This is a genomic window from Peptacetobacter sp. AB800, from assembly GCF_047807365.1.
Classification (GTDB): domain Bacteria; phylum Bacillota; class Clostridia; order Peptostreptococcales; family Peptostreptococcaceae; genus Peptacetobacter.
The window spans coordinates 1-15,712 of sequence record NZ_JBLOUI010000051.1 but is presented as its reverse complement, the minus strand read 5'-3'; the positions used below and the strand labels follow the sequence as shown (position 1 = coordinate 15,712).

Sequence of the window (15,712 nt, the reverse complement as noted above, 5' to 3'; positions counted from 1 at the left end):
AAGAAGGATTAAGATTCGCAATAAGAGAAGGTGGAAGAACTGTAGCATCTGGTGTAGTTGCATCAATAATAGAATAATTAATTGATAGATAATTACTTAAATGTTATAGATGAAAGAGAGATCAAAATGATCTCTCTTTTTTTTACTTTACGCCAGGATGAGTGTTTACAAAAAAATAACGCAAGAAATTAATAAAATTGTTGACATAGACCGCTAGTTTGTGGTAATTTATACAGAGTAATGTTTATGGAAGGTAATGGTATTTCCAAAACACCGGATATATCATATTATTCAATATATATATTTATTGTATAAACAAATGGAGGTGTAACGATGAGAGTAAAAGTTACTTTAGCATGTACAGAATGCAAACAGAGAAATTACAACACTACTAAAAATAAGAAAAACAATCCAGACAGAATAGAACTTAAAAAATATTGTAAATTCTGCAAAAAACATACTCTACATAAAGAAACAAAATAATTTCGTTTTACTTTAAGGGGTGAAATTAATGGCAGAAGAAAATCAGGCTGTTGAAAAGAAAGAAAAAACTGGTCTGTTTGGTTACTTCAGAGAAACAAAAGCTGAGCTTAAAAGAGTAACTTGGCCGACTAGAAAAGAACTGTTCCGCAACACAGGTGTGGTTTTAGCAGTAGTTATATTTTCAACTTTAGCAATATGGGGGATAGATACAGTACTATCTGGTGCCCTTGCATTATTACTAAAGTAAGGTAAAGGAGTAAGAATTATGTCAGAATTACAAGAAGCAAAATGGTACGTTGTTCATACTTATTCAGGACATGAAAATAAAGTTAAAGCTACTATAGAAAGAGCGGTAATAACAAGAGGAATGGAAAATATCATAACTCACGTTGTTGTTCCTACTGAAAATGTAGTAGAAAAAACTCCAAAAGGAAATGAAAAGATAAGACAACGTAAAGTTTATCCAAGTTATGTATTAATAAAAATGATTATAACAGATGAATCTTGGTACGTAGTTAGAAATACTAAAGGCGTTACTGGATTTGTTGGCCCTGGATCAAAACCTGTACCATTAAGCGAAGAGGAAGTAATTGCTATGGGAATAGAATTACCTGCTCAGGAAGTTGTAGGTGGTGACGTAGATTTTGAACCTGGCGACGTTGTTAAAATCATAAATGGATCTTTTGCAGGTAACGTAGGTACTGTAGAAGAAGTTAACGCGGAGAAAAAAGAAGTAAAATTATTAACAGAAATATTCGGTAGAAAGTCCCCAGTAACTATAGGGATTCAAAGTATAGAGAAAATCTAAGGAGGTGCACTTTAAATGGCTAAAAAAGTAATAGGTCAGATAAAATTACAGATACCTGCTGGAAAAGCTACACCAGCACCACCAGTTGGTCCAGCACTAGGACAGCACGGTGTCAACATAATGGGATTCACAAAGGAATTTAATGCAAAAACTGCAGATCAGGCTGGAATGATAATACCAGTTGTTATAACTGTATATCAGGATAGATCATTCAGTTTCATAACTAAAACTCCTCCAGCTGCTGTTTTAATAAAGAAAGCTTGTAATCTTAAATCAGCATCAGGAGAACCTAACAAAAAGAAAGTTGCTAAAATAACATCTGCACAGGTAAGAGAAATAGCAGAATTAAAAATGCCTGACTTAAATGCAGCTAACGTTGAAGCAGCAATGAGCATGATAGCTGGTACAGCTAGAAGTATGGGTGTAGAAGTAGTTGACTAATTATTAGTTGATTAACTTTTAAACATCAAAGACCGATTTATCGGAAATTAAAAAATATTAAATTAGAATTTAAAACACTTTGTTTTATATGAAGTGGGAGGTCTAAAGACCGAAATTACCACAAGGAGGAAAATTAATAATGGCTAAAAGAGGTAAAAGATACGCAAACGCGTTAAGCAAAATAGACAGAAGTAATTTATACGATGCTTCTCAGGCTTTATCATTAGTATGTGAAGTTGCAGAAGCTAAATTCGACGAAACAGTTGAAGCACACATAAGATTAGGTGTTGACTCAAGACACGCAGATCAGCAGGTTAGAGGTGCTGTTGTATTACCAAACGGTACTGGTAAAACTAAAAAAGTTTTAGTTTTCGCTAAAGGTGAAAAAGCTAAAGAAGCTGAAGCTGCTGGAGCTGATTTCGTAGGTGCTGAAGAAATGGTACAGAAAATACAGGGAGAAAACTGGTTCGATTTCGATATAGTTGTTGCTACTCCAGACATGATGGGTGTAGTTGGTAGACTAGGTAGAGTATTAGGACCAAAAGGTTTAATGCCTAACCCTAAATCAGGAACTGTTACATTCGACGTAACTAAAGCTGTTAACGAAATAAAAGCTGGTAAAGTTGAATACAGATTAGACAAAACTAACATAATACACGTTCCAATAGGAAAAGTATCATTCGGTGGAGAAAAACTTGCTCAGAACTTTGCAGTTTTAATGGAAGCTATAATAAAAGCTAAACCATCTGCTGCTAAAGGTCAGTACTTAAGAAGTATATCAGTTGCTTCTTCAATGGGACCTGGTGTAAAAGTTAACCCAGCAAGAGTTACTGAATAATTTTAAAAAAACTGTTGACACAGGTTGACAAAAATGATATTATATCATAGTCAATGTAAAAAAAGAATAGATTTGCCGTAGACAGTGGGTGCGTAAGCTTAATTTCCCGCCGAGGTTTTAGATATATTATTTAGAATGTTTAAGCCTCTGCGTCCGTCGATACAGAGGCTTTTTAAATGATACGGTAAATAAAATAACATCTATTTGATAAGGAGGTGCGCAGATTAATGAGAAAAGCTTTAGAAGTTAAATCATTAGTTGTTTCTGAAATAGTAGAAAAATTAAATAATTCTTCTTCTGCAGTTGTAGTTGACTACAAAGGATTAACAGTTGCTGAAGTTACAGAATTAAGAAAAGTTATGAGAGAAGCTGGTGTTGATTACAAAGTATACAAAAACACTTTAGTAAGAAGAGCTGCTCAGGAAGTAGGAATAGAACAGTTCAACGATGAATTATTAGTAGGAACTAACGCTATAGCATTTGGATACGATGATCCAGTTGCTCCAGCTAGAATACTTAAAAAATTCATAGAAACTCATCCAAAAATGCAGTTAAAAATGGGTGTAATTGAAGGTGAATTCTACGATGAAGCTAAGATAATGGAATTAGCAAACATACCATCAAGAGAAGAACTTATCGCAAAATTACTTGGAAGCTTAAAAGCTCCAGTATCAAACTTCGTATACTTAGTAGATGCGATAGCAAAGAAACAGGAAGAAGAAGCTTAATAGCTGCTTAGTCCAACAAATAAACGGGAAAAAGTCGAAACGACTTACCAGAATATAATTAATTAAATTAAACAAGAGAGAAAATTCGGAGGTGCTTAAAATGACAATAGAACAGATATTAGAAGCTATAGAAAACATGAAAGTTTTAGAATTAAATGAATTAGTTAAAGCTGCAGAAGAAAAATTCGGTGTTTCTGCTTCAGCTCCAGTAATGGTAGCTGGTGCAGCTGGTGGAGCTGCTGCTGCAGAAGAAAAAACTGAATTTGACGTAGTATTAGCAGAGGCAGGATCTTCAAAAATAGGTGTTATAAAAGTTGTTAGAGAAATAACTGGATTAGGATTAAAAGAAGCTAAAGAAGTAGTTGACAACGCTCCTAAAGCAGTTAAAGAAGGAGCTTCTAAAGAAGAAGCTGAACAGATAAAAGAAAAACTAGAAGCTGCTGGTGCAAAAGTAGAAGTTAAATAGTTTTAATTTTACTGAACAATAAACTAGACGACAAAAGTGTCCATAATTTAATGGACACTTTTTTTTTACAAAAAAATAGAGTTTTTTCTGTTATATTGCATTGTAATGAGTTATTATATAGATAAGCATTCTGTATTTTTAAAAATTTTTTGATTAGAAAAATATTTGAGGTCAAGAAATTTTTCGTTCGGAGAAAAAAATACTTGGAAAAAGTTTAAATTTGTGCTATAATCATTAGATGCGTTATAGAATGAACTTTGAATAATAACTTTGAAAAATGAGAGGTGAAGAGTGAAATGCCACATCCTGTCACGATAGGTAAAAGAAAAAGAATGAGCTTTTCTAAGATAAAGGAAATAGCTGACGTGCCAAATCTTATAGAAATCCAGGTGGATTCTTATAAGTGGTTTTTAGAAGAAGGGTTAAAAGAAGTATTCGATGATATTTCACCAATAGAGGATTATACAGGTAATCTTATATTAGAATTTGTCGATTATTCTTTAGATGAAAATCCAAAATATGATATAGAAGAATGTAAGGAAAGAGATGCTACATATTGTGCACCTCTAAAAGTTAAAGTTAGACTTATAAATAAAGAAACAGGCGAAATAAAAGAACAGGAAGTATTTATGGGTGACTTCCCACTTATGACAGAAAGAGGAACTTTCGTTATAAATGGTGCGGAAAGGGTTATAGTCAGTCAGCTTGTAAGATCTCCTAGTGTTTATTACGCTGAAGAAAGAGATAAAACTGGTAAGAGATTAATATCTTCAACTGTTATCCCTAATAGAGGGGCATGGCTTGAATACGAAACTGATTCAAACGATGTTATATCAGTAAGAGTTGATAGAACTAGAAAACAGCCAGTTACTGTATTATTAAGAGCTTTAGGTATAGGAACAGATGCAGAAATAATAGAACTTTTAGGTGAAGATGAAAGATTATCAGCTACACTTGAAAAAGACAACACTAACACTGTTGAAGAAGGTCTTATAGAAATATACAAAAAACTTAGACCGGGTGAACCACCAACAGTAGAAAGTGCGTCTTCATTAATAAATGCACTATTCTTTGATCCAAAGAGATACGACCTTGCAAAAGTAGGTAGATACAAATTCAATAAAAAACTAGCAATATGCTATAGAATAATGAATAGAGTTGCTGCTAGAGATATAGTTAACCCAGAAACTGGTGAAGTATTCGTAAAAGCAGGTGAAACTATAGGATACAATGTTGCTAAAGATATACAGAATGCAGGTATAAATGTTGTTCATCTATTAGTAGATGACGAAAAAGAAATAAAAGTAATAGGTAATAACTTTGTTGATATAGAAGCTCATGTAGACTTCGATATATCAGATCTTAAAATAAAAGAAAAAGTACATTACCCAACATTAAAAGAAATATTAGACAACTACGATGATGAAGAAGAAATAAAAGAAGCTATAAAATCAAGAATGAAAGAATTAATACCAAAACATATACTTCTTGACGATATAATAGCTTCAATAAGTTACGAATTCAACTTATTCTACGGTGTTGGTACTATAGATGATATAGACCACTTAGGAAACAGAAGAATAAGATCAGTAGGTGAATTACTTCAGAATCAGGTTAGAATAGGTCTTTCAAGAATGGAAAGAGTTATAAAAGAAAGAATGACTGTTCAAGACATGGAATCTATAACTCCTCAGGCTCTTGTTAATATAAGACCAGTTTCTGCTGCGATAAAAGAATTCTTCGGAAGTTCTCAGTTATCACAGTTCATGGACCAGACTAACCCATTATCTGAATTAACTCATAAGAGAAGATTATCAGCACTTGGACCAGGTGGTCTTTCAAGAGAAAGAGCTGGGTTCGAAGTCCGTGACGTTCACCATTCACACTATGGTAGAATGTGTCCGATAGAGACTCCAGAAGGGCCAAATATAGGTCTTATAAACTCACTTGGAACATATGCAAAAGTAAATGAATATGGATTTATAGAATCTCCATATAGAAAATATGATAAAGAAGCAGGAAGAGTAACAAACGAAATACATTATCTAACAGCTGATGAAGAAGATTTATTCGTCAGAGCACAGGCAAATGAGCCTTTAACTGAAGATGGTGAATTCATAAACAACAGAATAGCATGTAGAACTGTAAATGGTGCTCTAGAACTTCTATCTCCAGATAAAGTTGACTACATGGATATATCACCTAAACAGGTTGTATCTGTTGCGACAGCTATGATACCATTCCTTGAAAACGACGACGCCAACCGTGCCCTAATGGGATCAAACATGCAGCGTCAGGCAGTGCCTCTAGTAAGAAGAGAAGCTCCAATCATAGGAACAGGTATAGAATACAGAGCTGCAAAAGACTCTGGTGCAGTTGTTGTTGCTAAAAATGGTGGGGTTGTAGATAGAGTATCTGCAGATGAAATAATAATCAAAAAAGAAGATGGTACTAAAGATAAGTACAAACTTCTTAAATTCAAACGTTCAAATGCAGGAACTTGTATAAACCAGACACCTATAGTATCAAAAGGTGAAGAAATAAAAGCAGGGGATGTTATAGCAGATGGACCTGCAACAGACCTTGGAGAAATAGCACTTGGTAGAAACTGTTTCATAGCATTCATGACTTGGGAAGGTTACAACTACGAAGATGCCGTTTTAATAAATGAAAGATTAGTAAGAGAAGATAGATTATCTACTATACATATAGAAGAATACGAATGTGAAGCTAGAGATACTAAGCTTGGACCTGAAGAAATAACTAGAGATATACCAAACGTTGGAGAATCTGCAATTAAGAATCTTGATGACAGAGGTATAATCAGAATAGGTGCTGAAGTTGATTCTGGAGATATATTAGTTGGTAAAGTTACTCCAAAAGGTGAAACTGAGCTTACTGCAGAAGAAAGACTTCTAAGAGCTATATTCGGTGAAAAAGCTAGAGAAGTAAGAGATACTTCACTTAAAGTACCTCATGGTGAATCAGGTATAATAGTAGACGTTAAAGTGTTTACAAGAGAAAATGGAGACGATTTATCTCCAGGTGTAAACGAACTTGTAAGATGTTACATAGCTAAGAAGAGAAAGATAAAAGTCGGAGATAAGATGGCCGGTCGTCATGGTAACAAAGGGGTTATCTCAAGAGTATTACCAGAAGAAGATATGCCATTCATGGAAGACGGAACACCTATGGATATAGTACTTAATCCACAGGGGGTACCTTCTCGTATGAACATCGGACAGGTACTTGAAGTTCACTTAGGTTTAGCAGCTAAAAAACTTGGTTGGTATGTAGCTACATCAGTATTTGATGGTGCAAACGAGTACGATATAATGGATGCTCTTGAAGAAGCTGGATACCCAAGAGATGGTAAACTTACTTTATATGATGGTAGAACAGGTGACTCATTCGACAACAGAATAACTGTTGGTTACATGTATTACCTAAAACTACATCACTTAGTTGATGATAAACTTCATGCAAGAAGTACTGGACCTTACTCACTAGTAACTCAGCAGCCTCTAGGAGGTAAAGCTCAGTTCGGTGGACAGAGATTCGGGGAAATGGAGGTTTGGGCTCTTGAAGCATACGGAGCAGCTCATATCCTTCAGGAAATATTAACAGTTAAGTCAGATGACGTTGTAGGACGTGTAAGAACTTACGAAGCGATAGTTAAAGGTGAAAATATACCTGAACCAGGTATACCAGAATCATTCAAAGTTCTTATAAAAGAACTTCAGTCATTATGTCTTGATGTTAAAGTTCTTACTGCTGAAGATCAGGAAATAGAAGTAAAAGAATCTGTTGATTACGAAGATGACGGTATATCAGTAGCAGATTTCGAATTAGATGTTATACCAGATGACATAGAGGAAACTCATGTTATAGAAGAAGTAGAAGACGAATTCGGAGATAACGAAGAAATAGATTTCGATGGTTTATCTGATGGATTTGAAAACGACGATATGGACTACGATGATGGTGCATTCGACGATGATGATATGTAATAACTAAAATATAAACTTTAATTTAATAGTAATTTCAGGGTTATAGCTGTCTGGAATTCAGACAGCTATAATCAAAGTTAGACAATAAAAATAAATCTCAAATAGAAGGGAGAGAACTCCTTGTTTGAATTAAACAATTTCGAGTCGATAAAAATAGGATTGGCTTCTCCAGAGAAAATAAGACAGTGGTCGAGAGGAGAAGTAAAAAAACCAGAAACTATAAATTACCGTACGCTGAAACCAGAAAAAGATGGTCTTTTCTGTGAAAGAATATTCGGACCTCAGAAGGACTGGGAATGTCACTGTGGGAAATACAGAAGAGTTAGATACAAAGGCGTAGTATGTGATAGATGTGGAGTTGAAGTAACAAAATCAAAAGTCAGAAGAGAGAGAATGGGTCATATAGAGCTAGCTGCTCCAATGTCTCATATATGGTACTTCAAAGGAATACCTAGTAGAATGGGTCTTCTTTTAGATATGTCTCCAAGAGCTCTTGAAAAAGTACTTTATTTTGCTTCATATGTAGTAACAGATCCAAAAGAAACTGGATTAACAGCTAAACAGCTTTTAACAGAAAAAGAATACAGAGATGCTGTAGACAACTACGGATACGGTAGCTTTGAAGTTGGTATGGGTGCTGAAGCTGTAAAAAAACTTTTACAGGATATAGACCTAGAACAGCAGAGTAAAGAGTTAAGAGCAGACTTAAAAGATAGTACAGGACAGAAAAGAATAAGAACAATAAGAAGATTAGAAGTAGTTGAAGCTTTCAGAAAATCAGGAAATAAACCTGAATGGATGATACTTGATGCTATTCCAGTTATACCACCAGACATAAGACCAATGGTTCAGTTAGACGGTGGTAGATTCGCAACTTCTGACCTAAATGATCTTTACAGAAGAGTTATAAACAGAAACAACAGATTAAAAAGACTTCTAGAATTAGGAGCTCCAGATATAATAGTAAGAAATGAAAAAAGAATGCTTCAGGAAGCAGTCGATGCACTTATAGACAATGGTAGAAGAGGTAGACCTGTTACAGGACCAGGAAACAGACCATTAAAATCTTTATCAGACATGCTTAAAGGTAAACAGGGCCGTTTTAGACAGAACTTACTTGGTAAACGTGTTGACTACTCAGGACGTTCTGTTATAGTAGTTGGACCAGAACTTAAATTCTATCAGTGTGGTCTTCCTAAGAAAATGGCACTTGAATTATTCAAACCATTTGTTATGGATAAATTAGTAGAAGAAGGTTACGCACACAACATAAAGAGTGCAAAATCAATAGTAGAAAAAGTTAAAACTGAAGTATGGGACGTTTTAGAAGACGTTATTAAAAACCATCCAGTTCTACTTAACCGTGCCCCTACTCTACATAGACTAGGAATACAGGCTTTCGAACCAGTACTTGTTGAAGGTAAAGCTATAAAACTACATCCACTAGTTTGTACAGCGTACAATGCCGACTTCGACGGTGACCAGATGGCCGTTCACGTTCCTCTATCAGTAGAAGCACAGGCAGAAGCAAGATTCTTAATGCTATCTGTAAACAATATACTTGCTCCAAAAGATGGTTCTCCAATAACAACTCCTTCTCAGGATATGGTTCTTGGAAGTTACTATTTAACAATAGAAGCACAGGATGGTGCTAAAGGAACAGGTATGATATTCAAAGACTACAATGAATTATTACTTGCTTACTACAATAAAGTTGTTGAATTACACGCTTTAGTAAAAGTTAGAAAAGTTCTTCCTGATGGAAGATCTGCTCTAGTAGAAAGTACTGTTGGTAGATTCATATTCAATGAAGGTATACCTCAGGATTTAGGATTTGTAGATAGAGAAAAAGATCCATTCAGTCTAGAAATAGATGAAGTTGTTACTAAGAAATATCTTGGTAAAATAATAGATAAATGTTTCAGAAAACATGAAAACACTATAACAGCTGAATTACTTGACTATGTTAAAGGTATAGGTTTCAAATATTCTACTGTAGGTGGTATAACAGTTGCAGTTGCGGATATGGCAATACCGAAAGAAAAAGAAATATACATAGCAGAAGCTGAAAAAGAAGTTGAAAAATTAGGTAAGGCTTATAGAAGAGGTCTTATATCTGATGAAGAAAGATACGAAAAGGTTATAGCTACTTGGACAGAAACTACTGACAAAGTAACTAATGCCCTAATGGATAACCTTGATAGATTAAATAACATATACATAATGGCTCACTCTGGAGCCAGAGGTTCTAAGAACCAGATAAGACAGCTAGCAGGTATGCGTGGACTTATGGCCAATGCATCTGGTAAAACTGTCGAAATACCAGTTAAATCTAACTTCCGTGAAGGTTTATCAGTACTTGAATACTTCACATCTGCGCATGGGGCTAGAAAAGGTCTTGCCGATACAGCTCTACGTACAGCCGACTCTGGTTACTTAACAAGAAGACTTGTTGACGTCAGCCAGGACGTTATAGTAAGAGATATAGACTGTGGAACTACAGAAACTACAGAAATACTTGCTATAAAAGATGGAAATGAAGTAATAGAAGAAATATACGATAGAATAGTTGGTAGATATACTATAGATCCTATAGTACATCCAGAAACTGGTGAAGTATTAGTTCCTGCAGATTGTATGATAAAAGAAGATGCAGCAGAAAAAATAGTTGCAGCAGGAATAGAAAAAGTTAACATAAGAACAGTTCTTAACTGTAAAACTAAACATGGTGTTTGTTCAAAATGCTATGGTAGAAACCTTGCTACAGGTAAAGAAGTTAATATAGGAGAAGCAGTTGGTATAATAGCAGCTCAGTCAATAGGTGAACCGGGTACACAGCTTACAATGCGTACATTCCATACTGGTGGGGTTGCCGGTGGAGATATAACTCAGGGGCTTCCAAGGGTTGAAGAGTTATTCGAAGCTAGAAAACCAAAAGGTCTTGCTATAATAACTGAAGTAAGTGGACAGGTTAAAATAGATGAAACAGGTAAGAGAAAAGAAGTAATCGTTGTTCCAGCTGAAGGTGAAGCTCAGACATATCAGATACCATATGGTTCAAGAGTAAGAGTTAAAGATGGACAGATGGTAGAAGCTGGGGATCCAATAACTCAGGGTTCTATAAATCCTCACGATATAGTAAGAGTTAAAGGAATCGGTGGAGTTCAGGATTACATAGTTAAAGAAGTTCAGAGAGTCTACAGACTACAGGGGGTTGACGTTAACGATAAACATATAGAAGTTATTGTTAGACAGATGCTATCTAAAGTTAAAGTAGAAGATCCAGGAGATACAGATTTACTTCCAGGTGGATATGAAGATGTTCTTGTATATGAAAAATGTAATGAAGATGCAATAGCTCAGGGATTAAGACCTGCAGTTGCTAAGAGAGTATTACTTGGTATAACTAAAGCATCTCTTGCTACAGAATCATTCTTATCTGCCGCTTCATTCCAGGAAACTACAAGAGTTCTTACTGAAGCAGCTATAAAAGGTAAAGAAGATCACTTAATAGGACTAAAAGAAAATGTTATATTAGGTAAACTTATACCAGCTGGTACAGGAATGAAGAAATACAGAAATATAGCAGTTGAAAAAATTGAAGAATAATTTGACACAAAAAATGTGTGAAATGTAAAATATCAATTGTTGACAACAGTTATATTAGGTGATAAAATAATAAAAGTGTGATTTAAAAGTACACTAAGGGCTTTTTATAAAGCTCTTAGTGCTTTTAAGTTATAGAAGAAAGTAACAAAGAACTAAAAGCATCAAGCTAAAAGCACAGCAAATCAATCGTAAAGAAACGATTGTAGTTGGCGATCACTGAAAGATCGAAAATAAAAAAGAAGGAGGTGCAGATGATGCCAACAATTAACCAATTAGTTCGTAAAAGTAGAAAAGACATACTTAAAAAATCTACTGCTCCAGCACTACAGAAGGGGTATAACTCATTAAACAAAAAAACAACTGACGCAAGTTCTCCACAGAAAAGAGGAGTTTGTACTTCAGTTAAAACAGTTACTCCTAAAAAACCAAACTCAGCTTTAAGAAAAGTTGCCAGAGTTAGATTAACAAACGGTATAGAAGTATCTGCTTATATACCAGGTGAAGGACACAACTTACAGGAACACTCTGTTGTTCTTATAAGAGGTGGTAGAGTAAAAGACTTACCAGGGGTTAGATACCACATACTAAGAGGTACATTAGATACTGCTGGTGTAGACAAAAGAAGACAGTCTAGATCAAAATACGGTGCTAAGAGACCTAAAGACAAAAAATAAGAAAAGTTATATAGTATAACGAAAAACAAAAACAGACATAGATTATAATGTGATTAAAGAAGTTAGGTGCTTTAAATATAGATATATTTATGGCATCACGGCTGACTATTCGATGTCGAGTACCTATGATTTAAATTTTAATAATTAAGGAGGGAAGCGAAATGCCAAGAAAAGGTAACGTTCCAAAAAGAGAAGTATTACCAGATCCAATGTACGGAAGTAAGGTAGTTACTAAATTAATAAACAATTTAATGTTAGACGGAAAAAGAGGAAAATCTCAGAAAATAGTATACGATGCATTTGAATTAATAGCTGAAAGAACAGGAGAAGACGCTTTAGAAGTTTTCGAAAAAGCTATGGAAAATATAATGCCAGTATTAGAAGTAAAAGCTAGAAGAGTTGGTGGGGCAAACTACCAGGTTCCAATAGAAGTTAGACCAGACAGAAGACAGACATTAGGTCTTAGATGGTTAGTAAGATACACTAGAGCTCGTGGAGAAAAAGGAATGGTTGAAAAGCTAGCTAAAGAAATAATGGACGCAGCTAACAACACAGGAGCTTCAGTTAAGAAAAAAGAAGATACTCATAAAATGGCAGAAGCTAATAAAGCATTTGCTCACTACAGATGGTAGGATTTTAAAAATCGGATTAAACGAAATCTTCCAATTAAATTCGTAAATTAAGGAGGAAAAAGATGGCTAGAGAGTTTTCACTAGAAAATACTAGAAATATCGGGATAATGGCCCATATAGATGCAGGAAAAACTACTACTACAGAAAGAATCCTTTTCTATACAGGTAAAACTCATAAAATAGGAGAAACTCATGAAGGAGCTTCTCAGATGGACTGGATGGAACAGGAAGCAGAAAGAGGTATAACAATAACTTCAGCTGCTACAACTGTTACATGGAAAGGTAATAGAATAAACATTATAGATACTCCAGGTCACGTCGACTTCACAGTTGAAGTTGAAAGATCTCTAAGAGTTCTTGACGGTGCTGTTGCTGTATTCTGTGCTAAAGGTGGGGTTGAACCTCAGTCTGAAAATGTATGGAGACAGGCAGAAACTTACGGAGTACCAAGAATAGCATTCATAAACAAAATGGATATACTTGGTGCAAACTTCTACAATGCAGTAGACATGATGAAATCAAGATTAAGTGCAAACGCTGTTGTTCTTCAGTTACCAATAGGTAAAGAAGATGACTTTGTTGGTATAGTTGACCTATTAAACATGGACGCTATAATATACAAAGACGACAAAGGTGTTGAAATGGAAGAAACTGAAATACCAGAAGATATGAAAGAAATGGCTCAGGAATGGAGAGAAAAAATGGTTGAAGCAGTAGCTGAAACTGACGAAGAGCTAATGATGAAATATCTTGAAGGTGAAGAAATAACAGTTGAAGAATTAAAAGCTGCTATAAGAAAAGCTACAATAGCTTGTGAAATGAACCCAGTATTCTGTGGTACTGCTTACAGAAACAAAGGTGTTCAGCCTCTTATAGATGCTATAGTAGATTATTTACCAGCTCCAACTGATATACCATCAATAAAAGGTATATTAGAAGATGGAGAAGAATCTGAAAGACATGCATCTGACGATGAACCATTCTCAGCATTAGCATTCAAAATAATGACTGACCCATTCGTTGGTAAATTAGCATTCTTCAGAGTTTACTCTGGTACTCTTGAATCTGGTTCATATGTATTAAATGCAACTAAGAACAAGAGAGAAAGAATAGGACGTATACTTCAGATGCACGCTAATACAAGAACTGAAATAACTGAAGTTTACGCTGGAGATATAGCTGCAGCAGTTGGTCTTAAAGATACAACTACTGGTGATACACTTTGTGATCCAGCAGCTCCAATAATACTTGAATCAATGGAATTCCCAGAACCAGTTATATCTGTTGCTATAGAACCAGCTTCTAAAGCAGCTCAGGAAAAAATGGGTATAGCTCTTCAGAAACTTGCTGAAGAAGACCCTACTTTCACAGTTAGAACTGATGAAGAAACTGGACAGACTATAATATCAGGAATGGGTGAATTACACCTTGATATAATAGTTGACAGACTTCTAAGAGAATTCAAAGTTGAAGCTAAAGTTGGTAACCCTCAGGTTGCTTACAGAGAAACAATAACTCAGCCAGTTGACGTTGAATACAAATATCAGAAACAGTCAGGTGGTAGAGGACAGTACGGTCACGTTAAAATCAGAGTTAGCCCTACTGAACCAGGTGAAGGATATAAATTCGAAAACAAAACTGTTGGTGGATCAGTTCCTAAAGAATATGTTGGTCCAACTGACATGGGTATACAGGGAGCTATGCAGTCTGGTATAGTTGCTGGTTATCCAGTTGTTGACGTTGCTGTTGAATTATACGATGGTTCTTACCATGAAGTCGATTCATCAGAAATGGCCTTCAAAATGGCAGGTTCTATGGCGTTCAAAAAAGCTATGCAGCAGGGTAACGCAGTATTACTAGAACCATACTTCAAAGTTGAAGTTGTTACTCCAGAAGATTACATGGGTGACGTTATGGGTGACTTAAACTCAAGAAGAGGTCTTATACAGGGAATGGAAGCTAGATCAGGTGCTCAGGTTATAAACGCATTTGTTCCACTTTCTGAAATGTTCGGATACTCAACTGACCTAAGATCTATGACTCAGGGTCGTGCAACATATACAATGATATTTGACCACTACGAACAGGTTCCAGCATCAGTTGCTAAGAAAATAGTAGATGGTAAATAATATATAAAACAAAATAAACAAACACACAAATATTTAAAAAGCACAAAATAGAAGGGTGGCAACTTCTTGCCACCCTGATAAATAAATTTTAAAAAATAATAATATTACTAGGGAGGAATTTAGACAATGGCTAAAGCTAAATTTGAAAGAAATAAACCTCATGTTAATATAGGTACTATAGGACACGTTGACCACGGTAAAACTACATTAACAGCAGCAATAACAAAAACATTATACGACAGATATCACTTAGGAGAAGCAGTAGATTTCGCTAACATAGATAAAGCTCCAGAAGAAAGAGAAAGAGGAATCACAATATCAACTGCACACGTTGAATACGAAACTCCAAACAGACACTACGCACACGTTGACTGCCCAGGACATGCTGACTACGTTAAAAACATGATAACTGGTGCTGCACAGATGGATGGTGCTATATTAGTTGTATCAGCAACTGATGGTCCAATGCCTCAGACAAGAGAACATATACTATTATCAAGACAGGTTGGTGTACCTTACATAGTTGTATTCTTAAACAAATGCGATATGGTAGACGACGAAGAACTTCTTGAATTAGTTGAAATGGAAGTAAGAGAATTATTAAACGAATATGATTTCCCAGGAGATGACACTCCAATAGTAAGAGGATCTGCATTAAAAGCATTAGAAGATCCATCAAGCGAATGGGGAGATAAAATAGTAGAATTCTTCGAAATGATAGATGAATATATACCAGCTCCAGAAAGAGACGTTGATAAAGACTTCTTAATGCCAGTAGAAGACGTATTCTCTATAACAGGTAGAGGAACAGTTGCAACAGGTAGAGTTGAAAGAGGAGTACTTAAAGTACAGGACGAAGTTGAACTAGTAGGATTAGCAGAAGCTCCAAGAAAA

14 protein-coding genes and 1 other annotated feature are annotated in these 15,712 nt (G+C 35.2%); all 14 genes read left to right on the top strand.

Going from position 1 to position 15,712, the window contains the following annotated elements; translation table 11 throughout:
• Positions 1-77 (top strand): hypothetical protein (locus tag ACK2WN_RS10945; protein WP_416155578.1); only part of this gene is annotated, 77 nt, incomplete at its 5' end.
• Positions 78-333: 256 nt separating this feature from the next.
• Positions 334-483, top strand: coding sequence for a 50S ribosomal protein L33 (gene rpmG, locus ACK2WN_RS10940; protein WP_006440482.1), 150 nt, complete (start codon positions 334-336; stop codon positions 481-483).
• A 28-nt stretch (positions 484-511) separates the two neighbouring features.
• Complete coding sequence (secE, locus tag ACK2WN_RS10935) at positions 512-730, top strand: preprotein translocase subunit SecE (protein WP_178411726.1); 219 nt, start codon at positions 512-514, stop codon at positions 728-730.
• An 18-nt stretch (positions 731-748) separates the two neighbouring features.
• Complete coding sequence (gene nusG / locus ACK2WN_RS10930) at positions 749-1,291, top strand: transcription termination/antitermination protein NusG (protein ID WP_006440484.1); 543 nt, start codon at positions 749-751, stop codon at positions 1,289-1,291.
• A 15-nt stretch (positions 1,292-1,306) separates the two neighbouring features.
• Positions 1,307-1,732 carry a 50S ribosomal protein L11 gene (gene rplK / locus ACK2WN_RS10925; RefSeq protein ID WP_006440485.1) on the top strand — a complete coding sequence of 142 codons (426 nt, stop codon included), beginning with the start codon at positions 1,307-1,309 and terminating at the stop codon, positions 1,730-1,732.
• Positions 1,733-1,871: 139 nt separating this feature from the next.
• Complete coding sequence (gene rplA, locus ACK2WN_RS10920) at positions 1,872-2,570, top strand: 50S ribosomal protein L1 (RefSeq protein WP_300530972.1); 699 nt, start codon at positions 1,872-1,874, stop codon at positions 2,568-2,570.
• A gap of 57 nt (positions 2,571-2,627) precedes the next feature.
• Positions 2,628-2,754 (top strand) — a sequence feature (ribosomal protein L10 leader region).
• A 43-nt stretch (positions 2,755-2,797) separates the two neighbouring features.
• Entirely contained in the window at positions 2,798-3,298 is a 501-nt protein-coding gene (gene rplJ / locus ACK2WN_RS10915) for a 50S ribosomal protein L10 (RefSeq protein WP_329999806.1), read from the top strand.
• A gap of 100 nt (positions 3,299-3,398) precedes the next feature.
• Entirely contained in the window at positions 3,399-3,764 is a 366-nt protein-coding gene (gene rplL / locus ACK2WN_RS10910) for a 50S ribosomal protein L7/L12 (RefSeq protein ID WP_300530966.1), read from the top strand.
• Positions 3,765-4,060: 296 nt separating this feature from the next.
• On the top strand, positions 4,061-7,774 hold the full coding sequence (gene rpoB / locus ACK2WN_RS10905; RefSeq protein ID WP_300530978.1) for a DNA-directed RNA polymerase subunit beta: 3,714 nt from the start codon (positions 4,061-4,063) through the stop codon (positions 7,772-7,774).
• Between the two features lie 120 nt (positions 7,775-7,894).
• On the top strand, positions 7,895-11,383 hold the full coding sequence (gene rpoC, locus ACK2WN_RS10900; protein WP_300530963.1) for a DNA-directed RNA polymerase subunit beta': 3,489 nt from the start codon (positions 7,895-7,897) through the stop codon (positions 11,381-11,383).
• A 254-nt stretch (positions 11,384-11,637) separates the two neighbouring features.
• Complete coding sequence (gene rpsL / locus ACK2WN_RS10895; RefSeq protein ID WP_040410588.1) at positions 11,638-12,057, top strand: 30S ribosomal protein S12; 420 nt, start codon at positions 11,638-11,640, stop codon at positions 12,055-12,057.
• A gap of 161 nt (positions 12,058-12,218) precedes the next feature.
• A complete protein-coding gene (gene rpsG / locus ACK2WN_RS10890) occupies positions 12,219-12,689 on the top strand; it encodes a 30S ribosomal protein S7 (RefSeq protein ID WP_178411731.1) in 471 nt (156 codons plus the stop codon).
• Positions 12,690-12,751: 62 nt separating this feature from the next.
• Positions 12,752-14,818: an elongation factor G gene (gene fusA / locus ACK2WN_RS10885; RefSeq protein ID WP_416155577.1), complete on the top strand. Its 2,067-nt coding sequence runs from the start codon at positions 12,752-12,754 to the stop codon at positions 14,816-14,818.
• A 126-nt stretch (positions 14,819-14,944) separates the two neighbouring features.
• A partial coding sequence (locus ACK2WN_RS10880) for an elongation factor Tu (protein ID WP_416155576.1) occupies positions 14,945-15,712 on the top strand: 768 nt, incomplete at its 3' end.